This window comes from Bacterioplanoides sp. (assembly GCF_965226395.1).
In the GTDB taxonomy this organism is placed as follows: domain Bacteria; phylum Pseudomonadota; class Gammaproteobacteria; order Pseudomonadales; family Oceanobacteraceae; genus Bacterioplanoides.
Genome location: NZ_OZ245358.1, coordinates 277496 through 299867, shown reverse-complemented (window position 1 = coordinate 299867; position 22372 = coordinate 277496). Strand labels below are relative to the sequence as shown.

The 22372-nt window shown below is 48.4% G+C and carries 13 protein-coding genes; 12 read left to right on the top strand and 1 reads right to left on the bottom strand.

Features of this window, described 5'->3' with window-relative positions; all coding sequences use genetic code 11:
• The first annotated feature begins 44 nt into the window (after positions 1 to 44).
• From ACO05E_RS01300 to ACO05E_RS01255, 10 genes are all read left to right on the top strand, one after another.
• A complete protein-coding gene (locus tag ACO05E_RS01300; RefSeq protein WP_419811201.1) occupies positions 45 to 1343 on the top strand; it encodes a DUF6160 family protein in 1299 nt (432 codons plus the stop codon).
• The gene (locus tag ACO05E_RS01295) at positions 1343 to 2836 is read left to right on the top strand and encodes a DUF6160 family protein (protein ID WP_419811200.1); all 1494 of its coding nucleotides are present in this window, start codon (positions 1343 to 1345) and stop codon (positions 2834 to 2836) included. The genes ACO05E_RS01300 and ACO05E_RS01295 overlap by 1 nt, the downstream gene beginning before the upstream one ends.
• Before the next feature lie 32 nt (positions 2837 to 2868).
• Positions 2869 to 10350, top strand: coding sequence for a lectin-like protein (locus ACO05E_RS01290; protein ID WP_419811199.1), 7482 nt, complete (start codon positions 2869 to 2871; stop codon positions 10348 to 10350).
• Complete coding sequence (locus ACO05E_RS01285; RefSeq protein ID WP_419811198.1) at positions 10341 to 11780, top strand: hypothetical protein; 1440 nt, start codon at positions 10341 to 10343, stop codon at positions 11778 to 11780. The genes ACO05E_RS01290 and ACO05E_RS01285 overlap by 10 nt, the downstream gene beginning before the upstream one ends.
• Positions 11765 to 12286 (top strand): DUF6160 family protein, encoded by a 522-nt coding sequence (locus tag ACO05E_RS01280; protein WP_419811197.1) that lies wholly within the window; start codon positions 11765 to 11767, stop codon positions 12284 to 12286. Before ACO05E_RS01285 ends, ACO05E_RS01280 begins: the two co-directional genes overlap by 16 nt.
• A gap of 18 nt (positions 12287 to 12304) precedes the next feature.
• Entirely contained in the window at positions 12305 to 13492 is a 1188-nt protein-coding gene (locus ACO05E_RS01275) for a hypothetical protein (RefSeq protein WP_419811196.1), read from the top strand.
• A gap of 83 nt (positions 13493 to 13575) precedes the next feature.
• Positions 13576 to 14880, top strand: coding sequence for an HD domain-containing phosphohydrolase (locus ACO05E_RS01270; RefSeq protein ID WP_419811195.1), 1305 nt, complete (start codon positions 13576 to 13578; stop codon positions 14878 to 14880).
• On the top strand, positions 14877 to 15434 hold the full coding sequence (locus tag ACO05E_RS01265; RefSeq protein WP_419811194.1) for a heme NO-binding domain-containing protein: 558 nt from the start codon (positions 14877 to 14879) through the stop codon (positions 15432 to 15434). Before ACO05E_RS01270 ends, ACO05E_RS01265 begins: the two co-directional genes overlap by 4 nt.
• A gap of 3 nt (positions 15435 to 15437) precedes the next feature.
• A complete protein-coding gene (locus ACO05E_RS01260; protein ID WP_419811193.1) occupies positions 15438 to 16385 on the top strand; it encodes a sensor histidine kinase in 948 nt (315 codons plus the stop codon).
• Positions 16386 to 16519: 134 nt separating this feature from the next.
• Entirely contained in the window at positions 16520 to 18115 is a 1596-nt protein-coding gene (locus ACO05E_RS01255; RefSeq protein ID WP_419811192.1) for an isocitrate lyase, read from the top strand.
• 69 nt (positions 18116 to 18184) lie between these two features.
• On the opposite strand, the gene ACO05E_RS01250 is transcribed toward ACO05E_RS01255, so the two are convergent.
• Complete coding sequence (locus tag ACO05E_RS01250; RefSeq protein ID WP_419811191.1) at positions 18185 to 19234, bottom strand: adenosine deaminase; 1050 nt, start codon at positions 19232 to 19234, stop codon at positions 18185 to 18187.
• A gap of 227 nt (positions 19235 to 19461) precedes the next feature.
• Between ACO05E_RS01250 and ACO05E_RS01245 the strand changes: the two genes are divergently transcribed.
• Both ACO05E_RS01245 and ACO05E_RS01240 read left to right on the top strand, forming a co-directional pair.
• On the top strand, positions 19462 to 20367 hold the full coding sequence (locus ACO05E_RS01245; RefSeq protein ID WP_419811190.1) for a hypothetical protein: 906 nt from the start codon (positions 19462 to 19464) through the stop codon (positions 20365 to 20367).
• Positions 20368 to 20375: 8 nt separating this feature from the next.
• The gene (locus tag ACO05E_RS01240) at positions 20376 to 22334 is read left to right on the top strand and encodes a methyl-accepting chemotaxis protein (RefSeq protein WP_419811189.1); all 1959 of its coding nucleotides are present in this window, start codon (positions 20376 to 20378) and stop codon (positions 22332 to 22334) included.
• The last annotated feature ends 38 nt before the right edge of the window (positions 22335 to 22372 follow it).

The following is a 22372-nucleotide window of genomic DNA, read 5'->3' as shown; positions in this document are numbered from 1 at the left end:
GATCCACCGTTCAAATAACAATTATAAGAACAGGGAGTTAGAAGATGGCTGTAACACGCTATCTGGGTCTGTGGGGGAGGCTGCTGTGCGCGCTGGCACTGACGCCGCTTTGCACTATGGTCAGCATTATGACCAGCACTACGCAGGCACTTGAAAGTCTGGATGATTCCGCTCTGTCGACTGTTACGGGTCAGGCTCAGGGGATTCGTTTTACCTCCGAATTTGATACCAGTATCAATGCCATTACCTATACCGATGATGATGGGTACTATCGTGGTGATGGAAATAGTCGCTCTGATGGAAATAGCCGTGGTGATGGAAATGCCAGCCAGAGTGCCGGAAGTATTCGCTTAAGTCCGATCCGTATCGCCACGCCGACCAACCGGCCGATTGTGATTGATTTATCGGTAGCCACCAATGACACGGGTGAAACTGGTTTAGTGTTGGTGAATAAAGACATGGCCATCGATCTCGATATTGGAAAAATCGAAATTAACGGCGTGTCCATCGGTGCTTATGGCCAGAATAATTTTAAAATTGGCACTGAAAATGGCGGGCTGGCCAGTGATGAATTCCGGGTTGAGTTATACGGCGGTGGTGCCGCGGTGGCTTCAGGCCCGGGTGATGATATCGGTGGCGACAGCGGTATGACTTTTAATATCAGTCTGCCGAACAGTCTGGCATTTGATACCTATTTTGAAGACCCAGACGGCAACGGCAATAATCCTGGCGCCCGGCTGACCAGCACCGTGAGTTTTCAGTCCAATTCCGGTAAGAGCGGTTTAGAACTCAATAATATTACGCTGGATATTGTTGATAATGGCTTGCGTATTGGCCTGCCGGAAACCAATGGTGGCGATATTAATGTATACAACGCCCGATTGGGTGATGCCATCCTGAATAGTGTGGCGTATCGCAATATCGACATTAAACCTGGCAGTTACGTGTTGCTGAAAAACGCCCGTGGCCAGGATGATAGTGCGATTGAATTTGATGCTGTATTAAGCAAACGCAGCGCTGTGGATTACGTTTATATTGACGGCGAAGTGGATGTTGCCAGTGGTGTGGTGTCTGATCCGGATATTTATGAAGGCTCTGCGTCTTTTGTGTTGCTGGATGATCTGAGTGTTAGTGGGGCACGGGTTAACGTTGATCGTGAGCGTGGACTGGTGGTGGATTTTGATCCGTCTCAGGCTGATGCCGGGGTGTCGGCGCATGTATTGGTTAATGATGTGAAATTTCGTCGTAGCGACCGGGATATTGCCAGCACGCCAACACTGGGAACCTTTGATGCGCAGATTAACCTGACTAATAACAGTTATCTGCAGGTGGAGGGGCATTAATGAACGCCATCTTCTCTCCCCTGACTTCTTCTCGATGGACTTTCTCTTATCCGGCCTTTTCCGTATTAGCCATCTGGTTATGTGCGTCACCCTTGCAGGCATTACAGGCAATTGACGATGTTGATATGGCATCTGTGTATGGCCAGTCCGGTATTAGTATTGATACACAAATTGAAGCTGACGATGGCACCTTACTTACCATCGGTTCGGTGACCTATACCGAAGAGAATAAGGATGATTCGGGTGACGAGTTTCTGCAGCTGAAAGATATTGGTCTGCAGATTGTTGAAATTGATGATGCCGGTAACGTACTGGGGCCAGGGTTTATTTCTACCCGGATTGATGTTGCTGAAAACGGTAATCTGAATATCCGCTCGTCCGAATTAGGTGCCATTAACTTTACCGTGGGTTCGATTGAATTCAGTGGTCGTTCCATTGGTGCACTGGGGTTAAACCGCTGGCGTTTTGCGCCCGGCAGCTTTCTCGAAACGACCGTGTTGAATGACACGCCGGTTAAAATTCGCAGTCGTACTCTGATGACCGATGGCAGCGGTATTGATTTCCGTTATATCGAAGACGATTTGTTATTAACCAGTAATATTGAATTTAAATCCGATTCATCAAATCGTCCTTTTCAGAGTGAGTTTTTCCTCAGTGCTGACAATCAGGCGCTGAAAATTGAATTTGGTGAAACCCGCGGAACGCTGGAATTTAATAACCTTAAATTATCCGACAACCTGGGCAATCCGTTGCTGAATAATCAGTCGTTTGGTGATTTGGGCTATGGCGATATTGTTGTTAATCAGGGTTATTTTACGGTTCGTGCTAATGACAACAGTGAAGGCTTAAGCGGTGAGCTGTTATCCGATATCACTGTTGGTACGGCTTTTTATCGCACTGATGAAAACCGCCTGAACTTTGAAAATGTCAATATCGCCACGAACGGTGAAATTCGCTATCAGCTGGAGCTGGTGGGTTCGCAAACGGATTTTGCCCGGGGAATGACAGCAATATTAACGGATATTTCGGATCTGGATCTGACCATTGGCTCGATTATTTTCAGTCAGGCGGATGGTCTTTCTGGTCGCTCCGACAGTTTAGGTGCCTTTGCCATTGAAAACCTCAACCTCAATGGTGGTGCGCTGGTGACATCACTCTGGGCGTTGTCGGCAACGGGTTCACAGGGGATTCGTCTGGATGCTGCCATCACTCGTGGGGCACAGTTTGATTTTACTTATGCCGACGATGAATCTTCTGCGGCTAAGCTTACCGCCGAAGTTGTGCTGGGTGAATTTTCTGCAGAAACCTTACTCGATATTACTCCTAAAGGCCTGAACTTTACCGTTGAAAACCTGGAAGCAGAAGCACATGTGAACGCCATTCGCATAGGGGATGGCTCGCTGTATCAGGGGCAAACCGGGCGTATTGATATTGACGGGTTGGTGGTGCAGCCCGGTAGTTATTTACGGGTAGAACCCATTCCATCTATTTAATTCAGCTTCTGCTATTTAATAACAATAAAATTATGAACATAAGTCGTTTTTCTCTTTTAAATTGTGTCTCTTTTGTATGGCTGATCGGTTTAGCTGCTGCGGTATTTGCGAATGATGACCCAACCGTGCTGGGCGGTGATCTGGCACAGGATGTTTGGTACGACACCATTGATGGCAGCAATAATATCAGTGGCCCGTTTCGTAATTATGAAACCGGGCAGAATACCATTTCTTTTGAACAGGCGCGTTTAATTAATACTCAGGCCCTTGACCAGTGGAAACAAGCCGGGGGAATTCTTTTTCCGAGTCAGCGGCCGACCACCAACGATAATCAGGACTGTGCAGAAATGTTGGCGGATGATAATGGTTTGTGGCAAGCACGAGACTGCTTTGACCGCTTGCCGGTGGCCTGTTTTAACGGTTTTGACTGGCGTATTTCTAATCGTAACGTGCGCTTTGGTGATGATAAAGACGATGGCGGTACCGAAACAAATAATAATATTCAGGACACTTATAACGCTTGTCTGGAATTAGTGGATGATGACGGCGTGGTGGGTAACTACCGTTTTTCAGCCCCCACTTCTTTTGTTCAGAATAAAAACCTGCAAACCGTTGCTCAGGGGCGTGGGATCGATAATTTATGGATCAATTTACAGGATAAGCGTTACGAGGGGGTCTGGAAGTTTAATCTGGAATCCGATGTTATTGCGCCTTTCTGGGCTGCGGGCGAGCCTAATAATAGTGGTAATCAGGATTGTGCTCAGCTCTATGGGGCCAGTGGCCAATGGGACGACGCATTGTGTAATAGCGCTAAGCGATTAGCCTGTTACGACCCGACGTTTGGTAATAATGGTCGCTGGGAGTTGACCATTAACAGCTATGCATTTGGCAATATTGAAACCCTGAATCAGGCCTGCCAATCTGATTTGCCATCATCTATTCCGGTTGCTGAGCGTTCTTTATTTAAATTTTTTGCCCCGATTACGCTATCACAAAATACCGCGCTGCAAGCCAAGGCGGCTGGTAATGATGTCTGGATTAATGCAACGGATCGTCAGACTGAAGGAATCTGGCTGCGCAATCGTGAGCTTAATAATTGGGCGCAGAGTCAACCTTCCAGCAGTGGTCTTGAGTTGTGTGTTGTGGCTGATATTCAGAATAATGCCGGCACTTATACGGCGAAGTGGCGTGCTCAAACTTGTACTAACGGCTTTCCGGTTGCCTGTTCCAGTGGTGGGCGCTGGTATTTTTCAGCGTCGTCACAATTCACTCGCTTAGATGATTTTTCTAACGGCCAGGCGGTGTGTGATCAGGTGCGCTCTGGGTATTTATTTTCGGCACCTAAAAATCATATTCAGATTGAATCTCTGGCATTTTTTGCCCAGCAGGCGGGTGTTACCGGGCAGTTCTGGATTAATGGCAACCGCATTGCAGACGCTAATACGGGCCGGGATGACTGGGTCTGGAATGAGCGTAGTTTTCAGATTCCGGACTGGGTTAATGGCCAACCCGATGGCTTAACCGGAGAAAACTGCGCCGTGTTGAATGCTGGCGCTGATACCATAAACCGGGGCTGGCAGGATGCTGATTGTGCAGCATTAACTCAGCGTTATTTATGTCGTAGCGGCAGCTTCTTTCGGCTGTCACCACCAGCATCTGCGGGTAATTTATCCGATTTCTCTGCGGGTGCCGCCGCTTGCCTGCAGTTGGGTAATGGCTGGATTTTTTCAGCCCCGGAAACGTACAACGAAAACCTGCTGGCGCAATCCATTGTCGCCGCTGCTGGTGTTTCTCAGGTCTGGATTAATGCCACCGACAGCCTGCAGGAATCGGTCTGGTTGCGTAATGCCAATTCCATTACGGCTTATCCAAACTGGGCCAGCAGCCAACCGGATAATGGCTCTGTGGCGCTTAACTCTGCAGAAGATGGTGAAGACTGTGTTTATCAGAACGATGACGGTTACTGGTACGACGAATCCTGCACCACGGCGGCAGAGGCGCCCTGGGCCTGCTCGAACGGTGCTGAATGGCGGGTGACAAAAGCAACAGGGCTGGCGCAGCAAATTGCCGATGGCTACAAACAATGCTTTCTGGAATATGGAGCGGATTATATTTTTGCCGCTCCGCTGAATATTGATGACGAAATTCAGTTGGATTTCGCCCGCTTATTAGCCAATCAGAGCCGAGGCAGTAACAAAACCAGAATCTGGCTGAATGTTAATGATGGCGGCGAAGAGCAGCAATTCCGGTTTAATCTGCCATTTTCGAATTGGCAGCAAGTGTTGTACCCGGGGCGTGAACCGGATGCTGCACTGGCGAATATCTGCGCTTATAAAGAAAGTTCGGATGCTGGAGAAAATAATCCATGGCGCATTCAGAACTGCATTTCCGGTACCGCACACTATGCCTGTTTTGATGGTTCGCGTTGGGAAATAGCCACTTCTCAGGGAGTGTTACAGCAAGGTGTTCAGGAAATTATTCCGATCGATGATGATTACTGGTCGGTCGAGCGCGGTGATGAATTGTGCAAACAACAGTTTGGCCGGGCGTATTATTTCTCAGCACCGGTAACCGGGGCGGAAGAATTTGCACTGGATGCCACGATACGTGCTTTTAATGCTCAGCAAAAACGTATCTGGATTAATTATTACCGCTTAAATGATGCAGTGCGTGATTCTCAGAATAACCGCTGGTTTGCCAACCGCCTGAAAACCGGAGTGTGGCAAAAACCTGAATTCGATAATTTAAATGGATCCGATTGTGTGGTGATTCATCGCGATGGTTCCTGGTCTGATCGTCCTTGTGATGCAACCGACGTGGGTCGTTTTGCCTGTTTTACCGGTAACTGGACGGTGTTTGAAAGTGCTGGTGATGCATGGAATGCCGGGTTTAAACATTGTGACGACGGTGCTGGCAGTGGTTTATTTGCTGTACCGAGAAATCCAACCGAATTACAACAGCTATTAGCGGCTCTGGATCGGGTGTCGGGTGATTCGGTTTGGGTCAATATGAACGACCGGGATCTGGAAGCCCAGTGGATTGTTAATAAACCCCGTAATGCATTCTGGGCGATCAATGAACCGAGTAATCTGGGCAATCTTGATTGCGCTCAGACGTCGCGATCCGGTCGCTGGAATGCCGCCAAGTGTTCAACTGCTGAAGCGCATTATGCCTGCCGTATTATTCCGGATGGCAGTCAGGTGGTGAACTGGCAGATAACAACGGCCAAAGGGATCTGGTCGCAGGGATTTGCCGCTTGCCAGAGAGAATTTTCTGATTTAGGTAACGTTCAGTTTTATTCGGCCATTGCCTTTGGTGAATTTTCAGCCAAAGAAAATAACGATTTAATTTCTGCCGCCGTGATTGCCAAAAATTTAGCGGATACAGAAAAGGTCTGGCTCAACTACAGCGATACCAGCAGTGAAGGTGTTTGGCGACCACGCACGGAATATGTCGATTGGGGCAGTAATTCTTTAATTGATGACAGCCGGGATTGTGCCTATTTCGATCGTGAAGCAACCGGGCAGGGAACCTGGTACGCCGACACCTGCTCCGGTTCTGTTAGCCGACAGTATGCTTGTACCAACGGCTATGAATGGCGTTTGGCAACCGCCTTGCCGGGCGAGTCGGGCTGGAGTGCTGGTTTTACCGCTTGTCAGGCACTGAATAGTGGTGATGAAAGCTGGCATTTTGCCGCCCCAGGAAATGCCGTTGATAACGCTCGCCTGAAGCTGGCAATGGAGCTGTATAACAGTTCAGGTCTGGGGCAGGTCTGGATTAATGCTCAGGACTCGTTGGATGAAGGCAACTGGACGGTTAATGGCGATAAAATTAATTTTCCGCTTGAAATTGTACTGGCGATTGAAGCCGGAGCATCATTACCCTTACAACCGGTAAACGAGATTGTTAACGAAAGCCAGACCGTTCGGGTTAACTATACACTCACGGATGCCGAAGGTGAGTTAATAGATATCAGCGGGTTTAATACGGCTGACTCAAGCGCCAAAATTACATTGGAGTTAGTAGCGGCAGAATATATTAATAATGGATTAACCATACCCGCTGCTCTTCCCGTTATTAGCTTACAGAACCGCACGGCTACCGGCGGCGACCCTGCCAGCAGTAATTCCATGGCTAGGGTATCGGCTGAATTTATTGCCCCGGCGTTGCTGACACACGATGTACTTGTCACCTTAAAGCTGTCGGCACTGGATACCGCACCGGCGGCGGCCACCGAATCTTTTAGTGAGCTGATCACTCAGATAACCATCAAGTCTCCGTTGCAAGCGGCTTATAACTTTAATGACGCAGATGTTGCCAACCGAGATATCTCCGGCAATCATCGCGACATTGTTAATAGCCAGGCTTATCCATTGCCGGATACTGTTTCTTTGTTGGAAGTTCTTCCTCAGGGTAGCCCGGATCAGCGTGCCTTAAAATTAGCAGCGCCAGATCGTGCAAAAATTGCTGGCTTAGCCAGTGATCCTGATAACGGCTTATCTCTGGGTGATGAGTATGTGATTGCGTTACGCCTCAGTATTGAACAAGGCTTTGATGAAGATACGCAGAGCAATACAACCCGGGGGATTTTCCAGCTTGGTAATCAGACGACTGGTGATCAGGCTTTTTCATCCAATATTGTCAGCTATCTGCAATCGGACTCTGAAAAAATTTATTTTCAGGATGCGTTAAACGTAGCGAACAGCGGCGCGGAAACGCCAGCGCAACCTTTACGCCAATGGCTTAATGTGGTGTATAGCAAGCGTCCGAATGCATTGGATGTTTATATTGATGGGATATTAACGGCAACCTATAACTACGGGGCTGGAGAAAATTATTCCGCCAATAATGGCGATTTCTGGCTGGGCAATATTCCGGGCGCTGATGAGTCGTTGGTTGGTCTGGTTGACGATATTTTTATTTTTAATCGCCAGGTGGATATTGCTTCAGTGGTTGCGTTAATGCCATTACCGCCAGTGGGTAATGTCACCTTTTCAACTTTCAGCACCACCACCGCCGAGTATATTGCTGGTAGCACCATTGATATTGCCTTACAGCGCGTTCGTGGTCAGCGTGGTCAGCTGGATGCTTATGTCCGGTTTGAATCGGGCAGTGCTGATTTCAGTAATTCAGCGTTGGCGTCTGTGGATGATAATGCGCTGGATATTGCCTTTGTTGATTATGCGGCTGATGGTGCTAATTCAGGAGCTAAAATCAGCTGGCTGGCAGGCGAGAGTGGTGAAAAATCCATTCAATTACGAATCGATCGTGTTGATGATGGCCTGAAAGAAGGAACCGAGCTGGCGCAGCTGGAAATTGCCTCGTTACAAACCAATGAGCCCTTTGCTGCATTATTGGATGTTAACGCCGGTCCGGTGAGTCGCCATACGCTGGCACTGGAAGATTTAACCCCCAACGAATTTGGTAATTTCTCAATCTGGGCAGTGGAGCGTGACCAGGCCGGTGGCATTGCTTCGCGTAATCTGAGATTAGTCCGTAATGAAGGCGATTCCGGTGAAATCTGTATTTTCCGCGACAGTGGCAGTGTCGGTCAGGTTACGGTGAATTATCAGGTGGTTTCCAGCTTGCAAGATGGTACGCCTGCTGCGCCGAATGATTTCTATTTTGCCGCAACAGATCGCGCCGGTAATGCAGCGATTATTCCTTCTGCGGCTAATGATGCCGTGGTGTTTAACGATAATGGCGCTGGCAGTGGTGCCAGTTATCAGTGTTTTGTTATTCAGTTTACCAATATTGAAAACGATGCAGATTATGCCGATGACGATACACCGGTAACCATTATTTTAACCGGCCTGAGTAACGATTCTCAGTCAGGTGCAGTGTTAACTCAGCAGACTCAGGCGCAGTTGCTGATGCGTGAAGTAGCGCAGGGGGTATTTGGTTTTACGCAGGATAATTACACCTGTTCGGAAAGTGTGCCAACTGCGGATAATCTGCTGACGGCTTGTCCTGGTATTAACATTCAGCGCGATCTTTTCTCTCGTTATGCTCGGGCAGCGGCATTAACCTTTACCCTGGAACAAGCCACGGCTCTGGATAGTAATGGCAACCCAACTGCCTGGTCGGTAGTCGCTATGGATAGTGATTTTAGTCCGGCTCTCACCAGCGATCAGGCGATCATTAACTTCCCGGAAATTACTCCGATCAACTTTATTGATCGTGAGCGGAGCCTGGATCTGACGGTGATTAACGACAACCAGCAGGAAGACCTGAGTGAGGTATTCCGGGTCACCATTAATCCGACAGAAGGTGTGGCTGCGACTTCCGGGTCATTATATGGCTCAGCTATTATCCGTGTAACCGATGTAACCGAGCCGGCTAATCTGACATTAACCGGGGGGACTACCGTAAATCAGACCGACACGCTCCCTATTGCCATTACCCGTTCCGGTAATGCTAATACGCAATTCAGTGTGAAACGAACAGTTCAGTACACGCCCAATTTACCCGCTGGTTGCAGTATTTCTGATTTTATTAATGGTGCCGATGTCGAAGTGATTAATTACACGGATAACGGTGCGCAGAATCAGGGCAGCCCAATCAGTTTAAAACCGGTTTTCCGAGGTAATACGCCTTACACATTGCAGGCTTCTTTGGGTGAACGCACACCATCGCGTGTGGTGACACTGGGCGGCAACTCAGCCAATAGTGAAATATTTCAGACGTATAATGTGACGGCGAATGAAAATGGGCCGGTGAGAGCGGCACGAGAAGCCATTATTGCTGGTGGCTCTTATTCAACGGCTGGCAGTGGTGACTCGGCAACTGTTGGTGCCAATACTTATTTTCCGATTCAGAGTCGTTTAGCGCTCAGAACCAATGTTGATCTGGCGTATACCTTTCCGAATTTCAGCAGCTGTGTGAACGGCAAAATTACTTATAGCTGGTCGTTAAATGATGCACCGGCAGCCAACGTAAAACATGCTTCAGTATTAACCTCCGGTGGCGGTGAATACCTGATGAGTGCTATTTCCGGTCAAACCGCCAGTGCCACTATTCAGCTGCCATTTACCTTTACCGGTAACGTAACAACCACGGCAACGTTGACCATGGTGTACAGCAATGAGTCAGGTACGGAAACCTACGGCACCTTTACGAAAACCATTGATGTGATTACCGCACCGCGCTGGCGAAGAATTCGCAGTCGCGATGACAGTGGTGATTGCCTGCGTTGGAATGGCTCATTATTCCGCACCATTGGTTGTGAAAATAATAATAACGATTTATGGACTTACGACCCGGTTGATCGGCGCATGATTAACCGCCGTGATAACGCTGCATTTTGTGCAACCGGTAACGGTGACCTGAGCCGAACTGCCTGTAACTCAGCTGACCAGTGGCGTTTGCAGGCACTGGGTGATAATGATTTTGTGGTACTGCAAAACTCAGGCAATGAGCTTTGGTGTCAGGTGGGCACGCAGCAGGTTAATGTCCGGCCAGAAGGCTTTTTTAATTGCAGCTTCGAAAATGAGAGGAGATGGTTTTGGGATTAAAATACAGTATTTGGGCATCACCATTACTCGTTATTGTATCGACCAGTTTTTCTCTGGAAGCTCTGGATGACTCGCAATTATCCGATGTAACCGGTGAAGGGCTGGGTGCCACCTTTGATAATGTGGTGTTGTATTCCGGCGACTTAGGTCAGCCGGATGATTTTGAAATTAAGTTGTACCTGGAAGAAGGTGACTCATCACAATCTGATTTTTTGCGCTTCAGTGAATTGCGCTTAAATAAATCGGGTGAAACGCCCGGGCTTTCTACCTCAGGTGGGCGTTTTGGTACATTTCTGGATTCTTTTAATTTAGGCACGATTGTCGATAAAAACGAAAGTTACGGTGCTCAGCGCAGCCTGACGGTATGGGAAACCGCTTTCCCGGCAGCCGATCTGGCACAGGTCGAACGTAGCTTTCTGACTTTTGGCCGAAATAATGGTTTAAGTTATCTGTCCGGTGGTGGTCATAATGCCTCGCGTTATGAAACCTTACCGAATGGGTTTTTCCCGGAGCCGGTTGAAGATAATAGTGGTGAAAAGCGTTTCACAACCGACGGCGTAGCCCCACCGGGGTCTGTAAATCTGGGCAATTTATTATCAGTTGGTAATAACTTTGCCCTCGCTTCCGATTTATTTGATGCGGAACTGGATAAAGCGTCTGATAAGTTTGATCTGCATCTGCGTATCGACTCTGTGACCGACTTGAATCGTGATCTGGGATTTGACGATCAGTTTTTTGCCGCCATTGATTTAACCGGACTTCGCCTTTACGGCACCCGGGCCAACGTCTGGGCGCGGGATGTGTCTGAGGCGGGCAATAACAGCGGTCTGGCGTTTGCGCTGAATACTGGCCTGGTGGTGGACAGTATTGATATTAATTCAGATCCGAATGGTGCTTTAGGCAGCCGTTTATCTTTAGAAGGTGTGGATGCCTATTTACCCTTCGGTACCATTGATCAGCCCCTCACTATTAGTACCGTACAATTTCGACAGCAACAACGTTACCGCTGGACGACCGACAGTAATGGTGAGCGTACCAATCTCGAAGATCCAACGACTCAGCTGCGTATTGAAATTGCAGCCTTGCCTCAGGAAGCACAACAGGCGATCCCCGGGCATATCACTGTGCGTCAGCTGAACTTTGGTGATCCGGATGACCCGGAAACCATCACCGGTGTGGAAGATATTTATCTGCGTAATTCTGCCGGGCAGGTCGTAGCCAAAGTAGATGATGTAAAACATCGGGCGTTTGTTCCAAAAACCGTGACCTATAACGAAGAAGTGCGCCGTTATAACGAAGCCAATCCGGGCGCAAACCTGCCTTATATTCCGAATGAAAATGTGATTGAGCTGAAAGGCATCGAAATTCAGCGGTTAGTTATTACCACACAAGATCTGAACCGGAGTTGTGACGTATGTATAACCAATTAATTTCACTGGGATTGTTAATCACCATATTGCCGGTTAGTGCGGAATTATCGCAGTTATCCGAAGACGATTTGGGTGGTGTTTCTGGTCAGGCGGGCATCACAATCAGTGCCCGGGCCGATTTTGATGATGGAACCAAGGTGGCGTTCAGTAATGAGAATATTCCACAAACGGATTATGACCAGAATGGGAATTATATTGGCAGTGGAGCAACCTGGATTGTGTTTGATGACATCAGTGGTTCCATTGAGATGAAAAATCTGGATATCGATTTAATTGATGGCGTTGGTCCGAACGAAGACAAAGGTGCTGTTCAATTAACCTTGCCGGAATATATCGATGTTAATGAGCTGAAAACCAAAGGTGTTTATTTAGGCAATGGCCCGGAAGTCGCCTATGACAGTGCTGATAATTCAACCTCTCATTTATTTTTAATTGGGTTGGAAATTGATGGCCGATTAACGTTGCCGGCAGCGACCAAGGTTAATATTTTTCCGGTAGAACAATAATAATTAAAGGGGACAGCTATGAATAAGATGAATAAATCCGGTTGTTTAATGTTACTTTTTTTTAAGTCACTTTGTTTAAAGTCACTCAATTTAAAATCGCTGTGTTTAACACTGTTGTTCAGTCATGCTCCGGTTTATGCCGAGCTGACACCAATGGCTGAACAGGAGCTGGACAGTATGTACGGGCAGGCCATTTTCGAAGTACGTGATCAGGTGGTGGCTCAAAGTAATGGTACGGATTTATCCATGCTGCGTTTAACCATTGGTGCTCAGGTGGAAATTAATGCCAATGTGGCTGAGGTATCATTAGGTCGTTACTGGCGTCCGGAAGGCACCAACTGCACCGGCGGTAATGGTGATCGGGTGTGTTACAACAATAACCCACCGGCCAGTTATAACGACAATATTGACTGGGCCTGTACCGCGGCACCTTGTGGTTCGGTGGGACTGGATGATGCACAATATGTTTCGTCGGCTATTACGCATGGTGAAGAGCGGGCCTTTTCTGAATACCCGTCTGGTTTTTTCCCCGATGCTGGTATTGATGTCAAAATCCGTGATCTGACCATGGGCCAGATTAATTGTAATAACGGCACCTGCACCATGACACCACTGGTGCAACAAAATCCGTATCTGGAATTTGCCTTTGATGAAACCTCCGGCTCGCGCAAACTGGTGGGTTTTCGCGTCGGGGCCGAAGATGGCTTTGGTTATCAGGGTAATGCCATTGATGTGGTCTCGGGCTTTATCCGTCCGTCGATCACGGCCGATGCCGGCTTTCTGGGCACCATTAATCTGGAGACTCAGTTAGGTGGTGTGCGCACGGTGGGCTGGATTGATCAGAATCAGACGATTGTTACCGGCGGCAGTGGTCTGGCATCGATTCTGGGTGCCGGTGCTGTGGAAGGGATTTCTCCAACCGCGCAACTGTTCCCGGTGCAGTCGAATTATTTAAACCATACCGCTGCTTTCTTCTTCTCCATGGGCACCCGTTCTATCGACTGGAGTGAGGTGGCTGGCTACTCGCCGGAAACAACCCTGCCCGGGGTTTGGGTGAACCTGGGGGGGGACGGTGGTCTGGTCGCGAATACCCGACAGGGTGATCATCCGATTAACTACTTCCCGGGGCATCCGAACTACGATCGTTACAGCAGTGGCGTAAATTACACCCGCCCGCAGGCCAGCTGGTCTGAGACCTATCAGTAGTTTTTAATCGTACGCCTTATATTGCTTCTGTACTGCCAGAACTCTTCTACACTGAAAGTAACAACCTGATCAGGAGTTACATTGTGGAAGTAGCGGAAAATACGTTGATTAAGCCAACGGTATTACTGGTAGACGATGAAGAGAACATTCTCAAATCATTGCGTCGTACATTGCGGCGCTCGCAGGTTGAGATTGTTACCGCCACATCCGGGCGGGATGCGCTGTACATAATGGAGAACACCGAGATTGATCTGATTATCTCGGATATGCGCATGCCGGAAATGAGCGGGGCCGAATTTCTGGCCGAAGCCGCACGCCTTTACCCCAACACCATTCGTATTCTGTTAACCGGGTATGCCGATCTGGAGTCGACGATTGCCGCCGTTAACGAAGGCAGAATCAGCCGTTATCTGAATAAGCCCTGGAATGACGATGAAATACGTCAGGTAGTGGAAGAAAACCTGCGCAGTAAATTGCTGGAAGTACGTAACCAACAACTCAGCGAAGAGCTAGTGCAAAAAAACCAGCAGCTGGAAATTCTGAATGCCTCACTGGAAGAAAAGGTGGCGGAGCGTACCGAAGGCCTGAAACAGGCAAACCGGGCTATTAGTCAGGGTTACGAGCATATGGTGATGCTGGCTTCCAGTATTGCCGCCATGCGTGATGAATCGGTGGCAAATGCGGCATCGGTGAAAGCTGCGATGGCAGAAGAAATTGCGCGCCAGCTGAACATGCCTGACGAGGAAGTCTCAGCCGTTCATGATGCCGCGCTGTTATCCGATCTGGGAAAAATGGGCTTCACTGATCAGATGCTGCGTACGCCTTACAGTCAGTACAACAAAGATCAGTTACAGCTATTTAAACAGTATCCTTTGATGGGGGAGGCGGCTCTGTTGGGGGTGCCACAGCTGTTTATGGCCGGGGTCTATATTCGTAATCAGTTTGAGCGTTTCGACGGTTCTGGTTTTCCTGACAAATTGACGGCTGACAGCATTCCTTTGGGGAGTCGTGTGTTGTCGGTGGTGCGTGACTTTATCGACTTGCGCATGGGTAAATACACCGGCACCGAATATGCGGAAAAGCAGGCGGAAAGTGAAATTATCCGCTTTTCCGGTAGCCGCTATGACCCACAAATTGTGACTCTGTTCAGCAGCGTGTATCAACAGTTCTCGACCGACAGGCTGCGCGAACATGAGCAGTTGGTGAAATCAGCCGATCTGCAGCCGGGCATGATATTAAGTCGCCACTTGTTGTCATCCAAAGGCATGGTGTTACTGAAAAAAGGTTTTGAACTGAATCAGGCAGTGATTGGCAAGGTGGTTAATCTCGAACAGACCTCGGGTGAGAACCTGGATGTGTATATCGAGAAAGGGGCGACTTCGGTATGAAGGGGATTGTCTTTGATATGTTGCGTGACATGGTCGAAGAGCAATACGGTCTGGACGGCTGGCAAGCGGTATTGGATAAAGCCGGATCGGATGGCTTATTTATTTCGACCGACAGTTACCATGATGAAGAACTGCTGGCACTGGTCGCGGCGGGCTCAGAAGTTACCGGTATTGACCCAAACGATCTGGTATTTGCCTTTGGTCAGTTTATGGTCGGCGAATTTTATAAGCGTTTTCCGCGCTATTTTGACGAATGTGATGGCCTGATCGACTTTCTGCTGTCGGTCGACCGGGTGATCCATGTGGAAGTGCGCAAATTATTCCCGGATGCCGGGGTGCCGGAGTTTCGCTACAGCCAGCCAACCCCAGACCAGCAATCTCCCGATCAGCTGACCATGATTTATCAGTCTCAACGCAAACTATGCCGCTTGGCGGAAGGGCTGATTGATGGCAGCGCCCGCCACTTTAACCAGCCTTACCAACTGCAACATCCCTTATGTATGCATCGTGATGATCCGCAGTGTCATCTGATTGTGACTCTGCTGGCCGGGTGATGTATGGCGGATTATCAGAAAGCGTATCTGCGGGAAAAAGAACTGCGTAAGCGGGCAGAGCAGCTGCTGGAAGATAAAGCCCGGGCGCTGTACGACTCATACGAACAATTGAATCAGGTTCATGAAGACATGAAACAACAGCAGGAGCGGCTGATTGTTTCTGAAAAAATGGCGTCTCTGGGCATTCTGTCAGCCGGTGTTGCCCACGAAATCAATAATCCGATTGGATTTGTCAGCGCCAATCTGAATGCCATTGGTGAAGCCTTTCAGGCATTCCGGCAGTTTGTTGAGCAGCTGGAAAATGATATGGCATCGGATGTGACAATACCTTCGGCCAGGATTCGTGATGCCATAAGTCAGCATGATTTACGCTATTTGCTGGATGACTTTGATGCTCTGTCGGATGAAACCCGGGAAGGACTGAACCGGGTTAAACAAATTGTTGCGGACTTAAAAGCCTTTGTGCATGAAGGGGATGTGAAAAAGCAGCCATTGGATATTAATGAATGTGTTCGGGGGGCAATCAATATCCTCAATAACCAGCTGAAATATCACGCCAGGCTGGAGGTTAGTTATGGCGAATTGCCGACGATTCAGGGGTATGGTGGAAAATTAAATCAGGTGTTTACCAATCTGATTGCTAATGCCAGCCAGGCTGTCAGCGACAACGGAGTGATTGAAATCCGCACCTACTGTGATGAGCAGCAGCTCTGCATTGATGTACGGGATAACGGTTGTGGTATGAGTGATGAAGTCTGTAAACAGCTGTTTACTCCTTTCTTTACCACCAAGCCGGTTGGCCAGGGAACCGGACTGGGGTTGTCGATATCACTGGGGGTGATTGAGGAGCACGGTGGCACGATTCGGGTCGACAGTCAGCCGGGCCAGGGCAGCTGTTTTACGGTAGTTCTGCCTATTCATCCAGAAAATAGTAGATATACATACTATTGATTTTAATTATGTGGGTGAACTCTCTAGTATTCCCTGCAGTTAGCGTTAGTCAGTACATCGACTAACACAAGGTTTGTATAAATAACTTGTATAAACCTAACTCTCCAACAACCCCACATTGAAGGATTGACCTTATGTCAGCTTATCAAGACGACATCAAAGCGGTTGCAGCGCTGAAAGAAGCAGCTGGTAACCCTTGGGACGCTATCAACCCAGAATCTGCTGCACGTATGCGTGCTCAGAACCAATTCAAAACTGGTCTGGATATCGCTCGTTACACTGCCAAAATCATGCGTGAAGACATGGCAGCGTTCGACAAAGACAAGTCTCTGTACACTCAGTCTCTGGGTTGCTGGCACGGTTTCGTAGGTCAGCAAAAGCTGATCTCTATCAAAAAGCACTTCGGTACTACTAAGCGTCGTTACCTGTACCTGTCTGGTTGGATGGTTGCTGCTCTGCGTTCTGAGTTCGGTCCTCTGCCTGACCAATCTATGCACGAGAAGACTGCTGTTGCTGGTCTGGTAAGCGAACTGTACACCTTCCTGCGTCAAGCTGACGCTCGTGAACTGGGTGGCCTGTTCCGTGCTGTTGACGCAGCTCGTGAAGCTGGCGATGCAGCTAAAGAAGCTGAACTGCAAGCTCAAATCGACAACTACGAAACTCACATCGTACCTATCGTTGCTGACATCGATGCTGGTTTCGGTAACGCTGAAGCCACTTACCTGATGGCTAAGCAAATGATCGAAGCGGGCGCTTGCTGTCTGCAGATCGAAAACCAGGTTGCTGACGAGAAGCAATGTGGTCACCAGGACGGTAAAGTTACTGTTCCTCACGCTGACTTCCACAACAAGCTGCGCGCTCTGCGTTACGCTTTCCTGGAGCTGGGCGTTGATGACGGCCTGATCGTTGCACGTACTGACTCTGAAGGCGCTGGCCTGACCAAAGAAATCGCTGTAGTTAAAGAGCCAGGCGACCAAGGTGACGTTTACAACTCCTTCCTGGATGTTGAAGAAGTTGACGTTGCTGACATGGCTGAAGGCGATGTTGTATTCAACCGTGGTGGTAAGCTGGTTCGTCCTAAGCGTCTGCCTTCTGGTCTGTACCAGTTCCGCGCTGGCACTGGCCACGAGCGTTGTGTATTCGACTGTATCGAAGCTATCAACGCTGGTGCTGACTTGCTGTGGATCGAAACTGCTGTACCTACAGTACACGAGATCAAAGGCATGATGGACGAAGTACGTAAAGTACACCCAGATGCGAAGCTGGTTTACAACAACTCTCCATCTTTCAACTGGACTCTGAACTTCCGTCAGCAAACTTACGATGCGTGGGCTGCTGAAGGTAAAGACGTTTCTGCATACGATCGTAACAACCTGATGTCTGCTGAATACGACGATTCTGAGCTGTCTGCTGCTGCTGACGCTCGCGTTAAGACTTTCCAGGCTGATACTTCTCGCGAAGCGAACGTATTCCACCACCTGATCACTCTGCCTACTTACCACACGACTGCACTGTCTGTTGATAACCTGGCTAAAGAGTACTTCGGTGAGCAAGGTATGCTGGGTTATGTTGAAGGCGTTCAGCGTAAAGAGATCCGTCAAGGTATCGCTTGCGTTAAGCACCAAAACATGGCTGGTTCCGACATGGGCGACGACCACAAAGAATACTTTGCTGGCGAAAACGCTCTGAAAGCGGGCGGCGCTAAGAACACTTCTAACCAGTTCTCTTAATTTGAGATTGGCTAGTTAGTTCTGAAAAAGGCGACCTTCGGGTCGCCTTTTTTGTGCCTGTAAAACAAATCAGGCAGATAACTGATCTAACACATCCTGTAATTGTTTAAGTAAGCGCTGCTTTTCTTCATCCGAAATAAAGCTGGCTTCAATCGAGTTGGCCGCTAATTGCGCGGCTTGCAGGCGTGTCATGCCCAGTGCATTGCTCAGCGCCTGATAGTTGGCCAGCAGATAACCGCCAAAAAATGCCGGGTCATCGGCGTTAACCGTTACACATACACCTTTATCCAGCAGTTCCAGAATCGGGTGCTCACTCATATCCTGATACACCTTCAGGCGTGTATTGGATAACGGGCATACGGTTAATGGCATACGCGAATCGGCCAGACGCTGAATCATGGCATCGCTATCAGTACAACGAACACCGTGGTCGATACGCTGCACATCAAGGATATCCAGTGCACCTTCAATATACTCAACCGGGCCTTCTTCACCAGCATGGGCAACGCGTTTGAGCCCTAGCTCTGCGGCAGCGGCAAACACCTTGGCGAATTTTTCAGGTGGGTTGCCTACCTCGGAAGAATCCAGGCCAACACCAACAAAGTGCTGCAGGAAAGGCTTTGCCTGTTCCAGTGTGGCAAATGCGGCTTCTTCGGACAGATGACGCAGGAAACACAGAATCAAGCCGTAGCTGATGCCAAGCTTTTCTTTTCCATCTTGCAGAGCACGACTGATGCCGTTGATCACTATCTCAATGTCGATACCACGATCGGTGTGGGTCTGAGGATCAAAGAAAGGCTCAATATGCACCACACCTTCGGCGTGGCATTGCTCTAAATATGCCCAGGTCAGGTCGTAAAAGTCCTGTTCGGTTCGCAGCACATCCGCGCACTGATAATAAATATCGAGGAATGATTGCAGGTTATGGAAATCGTAAGCGGCTTTGACTTCTTCGATGCTGGCATAAGGCAACTGGATGCCATTGCGCTCAGCCAGGCTGAACATCAGCTCCGGTTCCAGTGAACCTTCCAGATGCAGGTGTAATTCGGTTTTTGGCAAGGCACGCAGAAATTCGGTATCTGCCAGTTGCTCCGGCTGGGTTAAGGTCAGATTATGCATAGTTTCTCTCTAAAGCTGTCTGGTTGGTCAAAATTGTAGCACTTGATGAACGTATGTTCTTATATATGTTCAGATAACATCTGTACTTGTGAGTATGGCCTGCCTATTGTGTACTTACTGCCTTGATTTATTAGTGTTTTTTTAATGCCGGTCGTTACTTGAATAAGCTTTCGGCCTTGTCTATACCTTTGTGTACAACTATTTACGAGCTGTTCCTGAGGTATTACATGCGCTTCGGCCGATCTTGTTTTTCTTTCCTATCTTCTCCTTTGTTGCTGTGTTTTTCGCTGCTGTTTTTTTCGTTGCAGTCTCAGGCGAGCACTCCCAGTCATGTATATCAGCAAGTTGAATCGCTTGTAGCAGATATTCATGCCATCCGACAACAGCAGAATATCCATGAGCCAGCCCGTGATCCGGGCATTCAGATCGCCAAAACCCCGCTGCATGTGTACACCAAAGGGCTGGAGCTGTTCGAAAAAGTACAGCGTTATCAGAAAGCGAATAACTTGCCAACGGTGCCGGTACCGGGCTTGCCCACCCAGAACACCACACCTTCTGATGTACTGGCGTTGATGGTTCAGATTGATACCCAGATTCAGGTGATTAAACAACGGTTGAATATCACTTCAGCAAAAGAATATGGTTTGGTGCCAGGTAAAACCCCGTCGGATGTTTATGAGCATGTTTGGCGTGCATCACTGTTAATGGATGAACTGGTTGGTGCGATTAAACCAGCATTTGTTTATCGCAATACGGAACGCATTATTGAGGGGATTAATCAGTTAGCCAGCGACATGGGGAAAACACTGCAACGTCCGGAGAAAGTGGCTGTTTCTGGTAAAAAACCGATTGATGCCAATATCGAAGGTTTTAAGGTGCTGTACCAGCTGGTTGCGCTGGAACGTAAATTAAAAATTAAACCTTTAAGAGTACCTGGATTTCCGTCCGGTAATATCACTCCGTCGGATGTTTACGATACAACCAATAATATTCTGGCTGAATTAACCCGAATTAATATTCAGCGCAATTTACCGGTGATTCCCAATAAGGAAATCACTAACCATAAAATTACACCCAATGAGGTGGTTGCCAATATGCGACTGATTCAAAACCTGCTGAACCAGTTAATTTGAGGTTGATCATGCTCAAGAATCTCTCGATCCGGAAAAAGCTGATGTTAGTGCTGGTGGTGATCGGCAGTTTATTAGCGGTATTTACCCTGCATCTGGTTAATCAGTTAAGCGCCAGTAATGATCGTGTTGATACACTAAAAACCTTTATCCATGATCAGGCGACCAACGGTACTTCATTATTAATGGTGCAGAATATTATGCGCCGTGAGTTGCTGAATAAGCAGTATTTACTGACCAGTAACCATCAACAAAAAGCCATTATTGAATTACTCGAAAAAGAATTTGATGAGCTTTCCGCCATTTTGATGCAATCGACCGCTGATGCCGACTCTCATACATTGATTGAGCAGGTCATTGCTCAGGACCGTGCCTATCGCACAACATTAATCAATACCTTGTGGCCTTTGAGTGAACAGCTGCACCAGCAATTAAAGGAATTAAACCAAACGCAGGGGCCAAAAGCAGAGCAGTTAGCCAATACCACTCGCGATCTGGGGGTGCTGGAAAATAATGTGAACACGACCGATCTGGGAGCACGCATTAATACCGGGTTAACAGCCAGCCGGGCTTATCTTAACCAATACCTGGAAACCGGCAGTGATACCAGTTTGCAACGTGCGTTGCTGGAATTGATGTCGGCCGAGTCGGCATTGGCGGATTACTCTACCTTATTAAAAATCACGCCGCGTTATCACTATCGTGAATTGCGCACGTTAATTGGCGAAATCAAAGATACCATTCACCAGGTTGAGCAGCTTTATTCTCAGCGACAGTCTGCTGAGCAGCAGGCGGCGAATCAAAACAGTGCGATTACGCAAAAAATGCTAGCTGAGTTGGTAGGCGAATGGCGCCGACTGGATTATCAGGCTGGCCAGGTGCAGTCATTTTTGTCGCAGCTGCAATGGCAGAGTGCTGTTGTGATGGTGGTGGTAATACTGATTGGGGCGTTAGCGCTGTTTTATGTCACTCATATCATTGCTTCGAGTCTGCATAATTTGCTGGAGCGAGTGAAGCAGATTTCTCAGGGAGATGGCGATCTCACCAAGCGGGTGAAGTCCGACAGTCAGGATGAATTGGGTGAATTAGCCAATGCCTTTAATGGCTTTATTGATCAGCTGCAGAATATTATTCAGCAGGCTCAGGAATCGTCGGATGTGGTGGTTGAAAAGTCGAACGAAAATGCCATTAACGCCGGCCAGACCCGGGATATGTTGAGTCAGCAGCAGCAAAAAACAGTGCAGGTGGCTACGGCGGTTGAGAAGATGTCAGCGACCGCCCGGGAAGTTGCTGAAAATGTCAGCCGCTCCAAAGTCATGGTCGATAACGCCTTTAGCGCACTGGATACAGGTACTCAGGTAGTGGATGGCTCTATTGCTGCCATTAATCAGCTCAATCACCGTATGACGGATGCAAAAACCGTAATTCAATCTCTGGCGCAGCAATCGGATGCCATTGGTCAGGTTGTTGATGTTATCAAAGGGCTGACTGAGCAAACCAATTTGCTGGCACTGAATGCGGCCATTGAAGCGGCTCGTGCCGGAGAAGCGGGGCGCGGTTTTGCCGTGGTAGCGGATGAAGTTCGCAGTCTGGCGAGTAAAACCCAGGGCTCGGCCAGTGAAATTGAAAACATCATTCAGCGCCTGCAAAACGAATCCCGTAATGCCGTCACGGCTGTTGAAACCAGTTATGAATACACTGAAAAAACAACCGTCAGTACTCAGAAAACACACGAGGTGTTTGCCACTATTCAGCGCTCTGTTGAAGAGATTTATCAGATGACTGCGTTAATTGCCACGGCTGCCGAAGAGCAGTCGGCGGTTAATCAGGGCATTAATGAAGATGTGGATGAGATTTACCGCTTTGGTCAGGATACCGCTGCCAATGCAGCGCAAAGTTTCTCGGTCAGCAGCGATTCGGCCTCTAAGGCGACAGAACTCAGTAAGGTGCTTGCTCAGTTCAAAGTATAACAACGATGATAATAATCAGGCTCAGCTAAGGATTAATT